Genomic DNA, 6904 nt, shown 5'->3' with positions numbered 1-6904 from the left:
ATCAGCCAGCGGAGCTCCAGGTTCAAGGGCGTCTTAGAGTGACCACCCTCTATACCGGAGCTCCGCTGCTTTACGTCCTAGACACGCCTTGACACCCCGACTAACCGCCTAACTGAACGGCGTTGGGGCTAGCCCTCGGCGGCGCACCCAAATCGCGGTCGGGTCGGCGACTTAGGGGCTCATCGATGTGGTGAAGATCGGCTATAAGTGACGCATGAACTTCCCGCCGCACCTGGGCAGCATGCCGATGCACGCGATCACCGAGATCCACGGCGAACCGGGCCTGCTGGAACGTTTCCGATTGGAGGTCCGGCAGTTCGACGACGCCGCCCGGGCCCGGTTGACCGCCGCGCTCGATCTCGCCGCCGAACTGCACCGCGACGATCGACGCGTCCGCGAGCCGTACCTCAACCACCTGCTGCGGGTGGCGATCCGGTTGATGCACCACTACCAGGTGCGCGACGTTGACGTGATCGTCGCCGGTCTGCTGCACGACGCCGTGGAGGACCACCCGGCCGAGTTGGCTGACGGCGACCCGGGCAGCGACCCGACCGGGGCCGCGCTGGCCGCGCTCGCCGCGCGGTTCGGGCCACGGGTGGCCACCCTCGTCGCCGCGGTCACCAATCCGGTGTACGACCCCGAGCGGGACCGCAACGCGCAGTACCGGGAGCACCTGGCGGTCAGCCTGGACCGGGAGCCCTGGGCGCGGGTGATCAAGGTGTCGGACTTCACCGACAACGGCGTGGGCGTGATCCACACGGTCGGGCCGAAGGTGATCTCGTCGGCCCGGAAGTACCGGCCGCTGGTGCCGCTCTTCCGGGACCTGATCAGCCGACCGGACACCCCGTTGTCCCTGCCGGTGAAGCGGCACATCTTCGGCCAGCTCGACCTTGCCGAGGAGCGGTTCAGCGCCATCCTGGACCAGCCCGCGCCGAACTGACCTGTCCCCGGATCACCCGACCGGGTTCCGTGACAAGTTCTCAGGTCTGCGCAATGGCTCGGGCATTTACGGTTGGTTTGCGCCAGATGAGAGGTAAATCCCTCTCGGTTCATCTTTCGGGCGTGCCACCAATCGAGAGGATTCGGACCATGCGCGATCTTTCCCGTCGCGATCTGCTCAGGGCCACGGCCGTCGGCGCCGGAGCGGTCGCCATCCCGAGCATGATCGCCGGCAGCTCGGCGATCGCGGCCGACGGCCCTGGCTGGGCCGCCGACACCAAGTACCCGTCGGCACAGCTGACCGGACGTATCGTCCGCCCGCAGAGCCCCAACTACGCGCAGGCCAGCCTCGGCTGGGACGAGCTGTTCGTGCACTATCCGCTGGTCATCGTCTTCGCTCAGGAGACCCAGGACGTGGTCAACGCGCTCACCTGGGCGCGGCAGAACAACGTCGCGCTGCGGGTACGCAGTGGCCGGCACAACCTGGAAGGCTGGTCGAACGTCGACAACGGCATCGTGATCGACGTCAGTGAGCTCAAGGACGTCCACATCGACACCGCCAGCCGCACGGCGAAGCTCGGGGCGGGGCTCAACCAGTCGGAGGCGGTGGCCGCCCTCGGGGAGTACGACCTGGCCGCGACGACCGGCACGGAGGGGACCGTGGGCCTCTCCGGGGCCACCCTCGGCGGCGGCTTCGGCTTCCTCACCCGCTACCTCGGGATGGCCTGCGACAACCTGATCGGCGTGGAGATCGTCGTGGCGGCGGGCGCCGACGGGGCCAAGGTGCTCGAGGTGGACCCGTGGAACTACCCGGACCTGCTCTGGGCGCTGCGCGGCGCGGGCAACGGCAACTTCGGGATCGTCACCTCCCTGACCTACAAGGTCGCTCCGCTCAGCAGCGTCGCCTACCTGCAGGTGACCTGGCCCGGTCTCGGCGACCTGCACGAGGTCTTCGACGCCTGGCAACGCCTCGCACCCTTCACCGACCCCCGGCTCGGCACCCAGGTCGAGGTCCACCCGGATGAGATCCTGTTGTTCGCGGTGCTCGCGGAGGGCTCCGAGGCGGAGGCCAGGGAACTGCTGGCGCCGATCCTGTCGATCGGCAACCCGACGGTCACCGTGCAGACCGGCGGCTGGGATGACGTCTACGCCGGCTTCCAGATCCCGAACGAGGACGAGCCCGGGAAGTGGAAGTTCTTCTCCCAGTTCACCCGGGAACCGTTCCCGGAGAAGGCGGTCAGCATAGTCCAGGCGTTCATGGAGAAGGCCCCCTCGCCCGACAGCAACTACTTCACCCAGGCCTTCGGCCGCGGGGCACAACGGCAGGAGCCGTTCGGTGGCGCGGCCTTCCCACACCGCGACGCGCTCTTCTACGGCGAGCCCGGCGTCGGCTGGGGCAGCCGCGGCGAACCCGACAGCGATGACGCCATCACCCCGCTCGCCCAGACCTGGATCGCCGAGTTCAGCCAGGCACTGCGCCCCTATGTGGACGGCGCCTACGTCAACGTGCCGAACATCGGCATGGCCGAATGGGAGAAGGCCTACTGGGGGCACAACTTCCCCCGACTGCGCAAGATCAAAGCGAAGTACGACCCGCACAACGTCTTCCAGTACGAGCAGAGCATCCCGCCCGCGACGCACTGACCCGGATGCCCGGCGGTGCGGGTGGCACCCACCCGCACCGCCACGTCGAGGGCAGTCGGCCCGGGCCCGGGCCGACTGCCCGACCCGGGCCGACTGTCTCCGAGCACCGTCACCCACCGTCAGATTGCGTCTCCCCTACCCCTGACGGCGGGGCTGGGCAGCGGTCAGGAGGGCGTGGCCTCGGTGAGGACGACGCACAACGGGTTCGGGGCGCTGGTGGCGAGGTTGCCGAGCACCGCGAGCAGCAGGCCGTACTCATCGGTCGGCTCGTCGACGAGCAACTGGCCGGCGTCGGTGATCAGCAGGGTGAGCGGGCCAGTGTCGAGCCGGTCCCGGAGCACGTCGGAGAGGGCATCCCAGGTGTCCCCCAGGTACGCCGGCAGGGCCAGCCCGGCGGCGAGCGCGGCGAACAGCCCGACCCTGGTCCGGGTCGCCGCTCCGGGCAGCACCACCGCACCGGGCACGTCGAGGGCGTCGTCACGACGGATGATCAGCCAATCGGGTGTCCGATCCGCGTTCTCATCGACCATCATGTGCCTCCTGATCCGACCGGGACGGCGACCTTACGGGGCCGACCGACCTCGACCGGCCGGCCCCGGGTCGGTCAGAGCCGGTAGAAGTCGGTGTAGTGGTTGGGCGAGAACCAGGTGACCCCGGTGCTGCGGTTCACCACGATCCGGTACGCGTCCCGGGCAGCGCCCTGGGTCCGCGGATAGACGTCGTACTCGTAGTAGGTGGCGTTGGTGGGCAGTTGACCCTCGTAGTTGTAGAACCGGCCGCCGGCGAAGTTGGACTTTCCCCCGCTCCAGGAGTACCAGCCGCGACTGGTCGGGAACCCCTTGGCGGACCAGCCCGAGCGGGCGGTGCGCGCGTCCGCGCAGCGGCTCATGGTGCAGGAGTTGTAGACCGCCGCCGAGGCCGGGTCGGTCATCCGGGGGGCGACCACGGACGGGCCGACCAGCGCGGCGGCGACCATGGTGAGGAGCAGGACGAGGCTGGTGGTACGCCGGCGGATCGCGCCGAGCGTGGCCAGCGGGGACACGAGGGTGGACACAGGCTGCCTCCAGACCATCCGATCCATCGATCCGCATGATTGTCGGATCAGGACCAGTCTCACCGCTGTCCGTCGACGGCGACAGCCCTTGTCGCCCCAACGTCGCCACAATGCTCGGTGAACCCCGGACGACCCACTTCCCCCGGGGGCCCGTCCCGTCGTACCCGCGGGCCCGAGGTGGCGTGACCGCTTCGCTGCGGCGTCGTGTCGGCGTGGCGGCGATCAGATCGGTTACCCGTTGTTAGCGTGGGATGCGAATCCGTGACCAGGGAGGGGTGGCATGGCCGACGCCCCCGACGGCAGGCCGAGACCGGCGGAGCGGTGGCGGCACTGGGGAATCCGCAGCCTCACCGCCACCCGGAACGGGAGTGTCCGCGGCTGGCGGTGGTGGGCGCGAAACTGGGACCGACTGGTCGCGGCCCTTCAGGATGAGGAGCCTGTCGGACTGGCCGCCCCTGCGACGCCGTCCGGCCCACTCGTCGAGCAGCGCACCGCGCCCCGGCAGATCGTGGTGCCCGCCCAGGGTTACGTGTACTCCTTCCACATCCGCGCGACGTTCGCCTGGTCGTCGACGGTCAGTCTGCGTGCCGAGGTGCTGACCTGGTACGCCGACTACTTCATGCCGCAGGCGATCCAGCGGCTGACCCGACTCGCCGCCGACGCCGCCCGGGAGTTGGCCCCGCATCGCGCGGCGGACCTGGAGATGCACCTGCAGCAGGCGCTCGCCGCACAGGGCCCCTGGCGCTACCAGCGAGGCGACCTTGAGGTCAGCTGCACGCCAGACGTCGCCGTCCGGCTCGACGAACACATCAGACGGGCGGTTCAGCCGCAGATCGACCGTTTGGTCAACCTCGAGTGCCGCCTGGAAGAGCACCTGCAGCAGGCGCGGTACGCCGAAGAGCTCAGCCGCCGGTGGGTGGTGATCCTGGATGACCACCTCGCGGTGGCCGGTGGCGACCCGGACCTGGCCACCGCACGTCAGCACATGCTCAGCAGGCAGCGGGATGCCCTCCGGTGGATCGACGAGCTGCTGGCTCAGCGCCCGCTGAGTTAAGGCGACCCAGCGAGCAATCGGCTGTCGGGTTTTTGTCATTCTCGACGCTTTGATCGGCATGCAAACATCGAAATGCGAGGGGTGGGCGGCTCTGTCGGCGCAGCGCCCAAAGAACAACTCCAGGACGGGTGGGCTAATGCGTAGGACCTGGCTGTTCTTCCGAAAGAGTCCACTCGTCGCCGTCCTCGGCGCGGGGATCGCGTTCACGCTCGCGGTGCTCGGTCAGGCGCTGGTCGGACAACTGGGTCAGAACGTCGCCGACAAAGCCACCACTCAGTCGACGTGGCTCACCGTGGTGCTCATCTTCATCCTCATCGTGGCGATCGCCATCCTCGCCTCGCTGCGCGGCAGCGTCGAGGAGTTGACCCGCCGCGCCGGTCTCTCCATTCAGTACTTTCCGCTGGACCCCGGCCAGCACTCGCCGGAGCGCGACGAGAAGGCGCGCGCCCTCTACGCGGCCGCGCGGATGGTCATCGAGTCGGCAAAGGAGGACGGCGACTCCCGCATTTACGCCGTCAACTCATTCGTGGAGGTCGGCGTCCAACCAGGCGACGTTCACGTGAAAGATCACAGCCTGCGCTACCTCGAATCACTCAATCGGAAGCTCGGCAAGGTCACCTACCACCGCATCGTGCAGCTGTCGCACTTCGACATGAACCGGCTGGAGCGCCACCCCGACGAATCGATCGCGGAGCTCGTGGCCGAGAACTACCTGGCGCACTACCGGGAAATCGTCAAGGCCGGCCAGCAGGGCAAGGAAGCCGTGTTGGAGGCGGTGCTCGGCAAATACCCGACCTGTTTCGTCCTCGTCCAGAACGCCGCAGACGGAAAGTACGGTGGCCGGCTGATCTGGCAGATGCACCAACACGTCGACGGGCAGGCGCGCGAGGACATCGTCGAACTGACCGGCATTTACATCATCAACGACCCGGACGGCATCTTCATCGGCACCTTCGTGCGATGGTTCAACGACCTTCGGGCTGCGCAACGGCCACGCCGGCACCTGACCCTGGCGAACCTGAACGGCACCGCACCGGTGGAAAACCCGACAACGGCTGCTCCCGCCACCCCACGGCAGCGCCGGCCTTGGCGGCGCAGTCGTGGGGCGGCGGCCGATCAGGCAGGTGAAAGGTAAACAGCCGGCAGTCCGGGCGCACAGGTAGTCAGTGTTCGCCCTGACCTGATGCGTCACCGACGCGTCGTCCGGGATCAGCTGGGCGAGCCGCTGTCGCCGCACCGTCCACGGCGTGGGTTAGGTCCGGCGGGTCGCCAGGATGGCGAGGGTTTCCCGGCGTACCTGGTCGACTTCGTGTACGAGGCGGCGGTGGGCGAAGCGGACGACCAGGATCCCCATGGCCGCCAGTAGGGCATCGCGGCGCAGATCGATTTCGCGCTGGGGTGGGTCGCCGTGGGTGGTGGCCCCGTCGAGTTCGATGTTGACCCGTTGCCGTTCGGCGAACATGTCGAGGTATACCGTGCGCCGCCCGACACGGACCGGCACCTGTCGGCGGAACGCCGGCATCCCGGGACCGGTGAAGACGTGCTCGTGTCCCCAGATCTCCAGTGGGCTACGGCAGCCGTCGGCGAGCCTCGCCAGCAGTGTCCGGAACGCCGCTCTGTCAACCAGCTTCGGCGCCCTCTCTAGCGCCACCCCCAGCCGCTCGGGGGTGGTCAGCCAGTCGTTGACTGCCCGGATCACGGGTGCCCGCCTCTCGGCGGGCGGCAATGCCGGCCACGAGTCGACGAGGGCCTGTTCGAGGCGGGTGACTGCCAGTCCCTGCCGGAGCGCCACCTGCGGCGGCTCGATGGTCAGGCCGTGGCGTCGATGCACGATCACCCCGGGCCGGCTGCGCAGGCTGGCGCTCGCCGGTGCGCTCAGGTGCACGGCGTCACCAACTACTTCCGGGCGCAAGCCCCACACGGTGAGCGCGCTGAGATGACTGAGCGCGCCGCAGCCGCCGGCCCAGGCGAGGGCCGCCCGCTGACTCATGGCAGGGTCGAGTCGACTCAGGAGTGGAGCACCGGGCCGCTCACCGACGAGGTGCGCCGCCACGAACACCTCGGGCAGCACCCGTACCAACTCGCCGTTACGACAGGCCTGGTGAAGCGTCCACGACGGCACCACCTGCCCGGCCGCCGCGAGCGTCACCAGCCCTGCGCCAAGCTCCACCAGCCCCCGAAGCACCGAGTTCACACCACAAACCGTTGCGCCC

General features: G+C 68.7%; 7 protein-coding genes. 4 read left to right on the top strand and 3 right to left on the bottom strand.

Annotated elements, in window-relative coordinates:
• Nucleotides 1–214 precede the first annotated feature (214 nt).
• Both DLJ59_RS28350 and DLJ59_RS28345 read left to right on the top strand, forming a co-directional pair.
• Nucleotides 215–940 (top strand): HD domain-containing protein, encoded by a 726-nt coding sequence (locus DLJ59_RS28350; RefSeq protein WP_124776261.1) that lies wholly within the window; start codon nucleotides 215–217, stop codon nucleotides 938–940.
• Between the two features lie 149 nt (nucleotides 941–1089).
• A complete protein-coding gene (locus tag DLJ59_RS28345) occupies nucleotides 1090–2583 on the top strand; it encodes an FAD-binding oxidoreductase (protein ID WP_124776259.1) in 1494 nt (497 codons plus the stop codon).
• A 164-nt stretch (nucleotides 2584–2747) separates the two neighbouring features.
• Here DLJ59_RS28345 and DLJ59_RS28340 read toward each other — a convergent pair whose 3' ends face one another.
• Entirely contained in the window at nucleotides 2748–3116 is a 369-nt protein-coding gene (locus DLJ59_RS28340) for a barstar family protein (protein WP_124776257.1), read from the bottom strand.
• 71 nt (nucleotides 3117–3187) lie between these two features.
• The gene (locus tag DLJ59_RS28335; protein ID WP_425271468.1) at nucleotides 3188–3559 is read right to left on the bottom strand and encodes a ribonuclease domain-containing protein; all 372 of its coding nucleotides are present in this window, start codon (nucleotides 3557–3559) and stop codon (nucleotides 3188–3190) included.
• Nucleotides 3560–3917: 358 nt separating this feature from the next.
• Between DLJ59_RS28335 and DLJ59_RS28330 the strand changes: the two genes are divergently transcribed.
• The gene (locus tag DLJ59_RS28330; protein ID WP_124776255.1) at nucleotides 3918–4691 is read left to right on the top strand and encodes a hypothetical protein; all 774 of its coding nucleotides are present in this window, start codon (nucleotides 3918–3920) and stop codon (nucleotides 4689–4691) included.
• 49 nt (nucleotides 4692–4740) lie between these two features.
• Complete coding sequence (locus DLJ59_RS28325; RefSeq protein WP_124776253.1) at nucleotides 4741–5826, top strand: ABC transporter permease family protein; 1086 nt, start codon at nucleotides 4741–4743, stop codon at nucleotides 5824–5826.
• A 117-nt stretch (nucleotides 5827–5943) separates the two neighbouring features.
• Here DLJ59_RS28325 and DLJ59_RS28320 read toward each other — a convergent pair.
• Nucleotides 5944–6904: endonuclease domain-containing protein (locus DLJ59_RS28320; protein WP_244236282.1), on the bottom strand; the 961-nt coding region annotated here is incomplete at its 5' end.

Origin of the sequence: Micromonospora inaquosa, from assembly GCF_003857055.1 — a bacterium.
Lineage (GTDB): Bacteria > Actinomycetota > Actinomycetes > Mycobacteriales > Micromonosporaceae > Micromonospora > Micromonospora inaquosa.
This window is presented reverse-complemented; position numbering and strand designations above follow the sequence as displayed.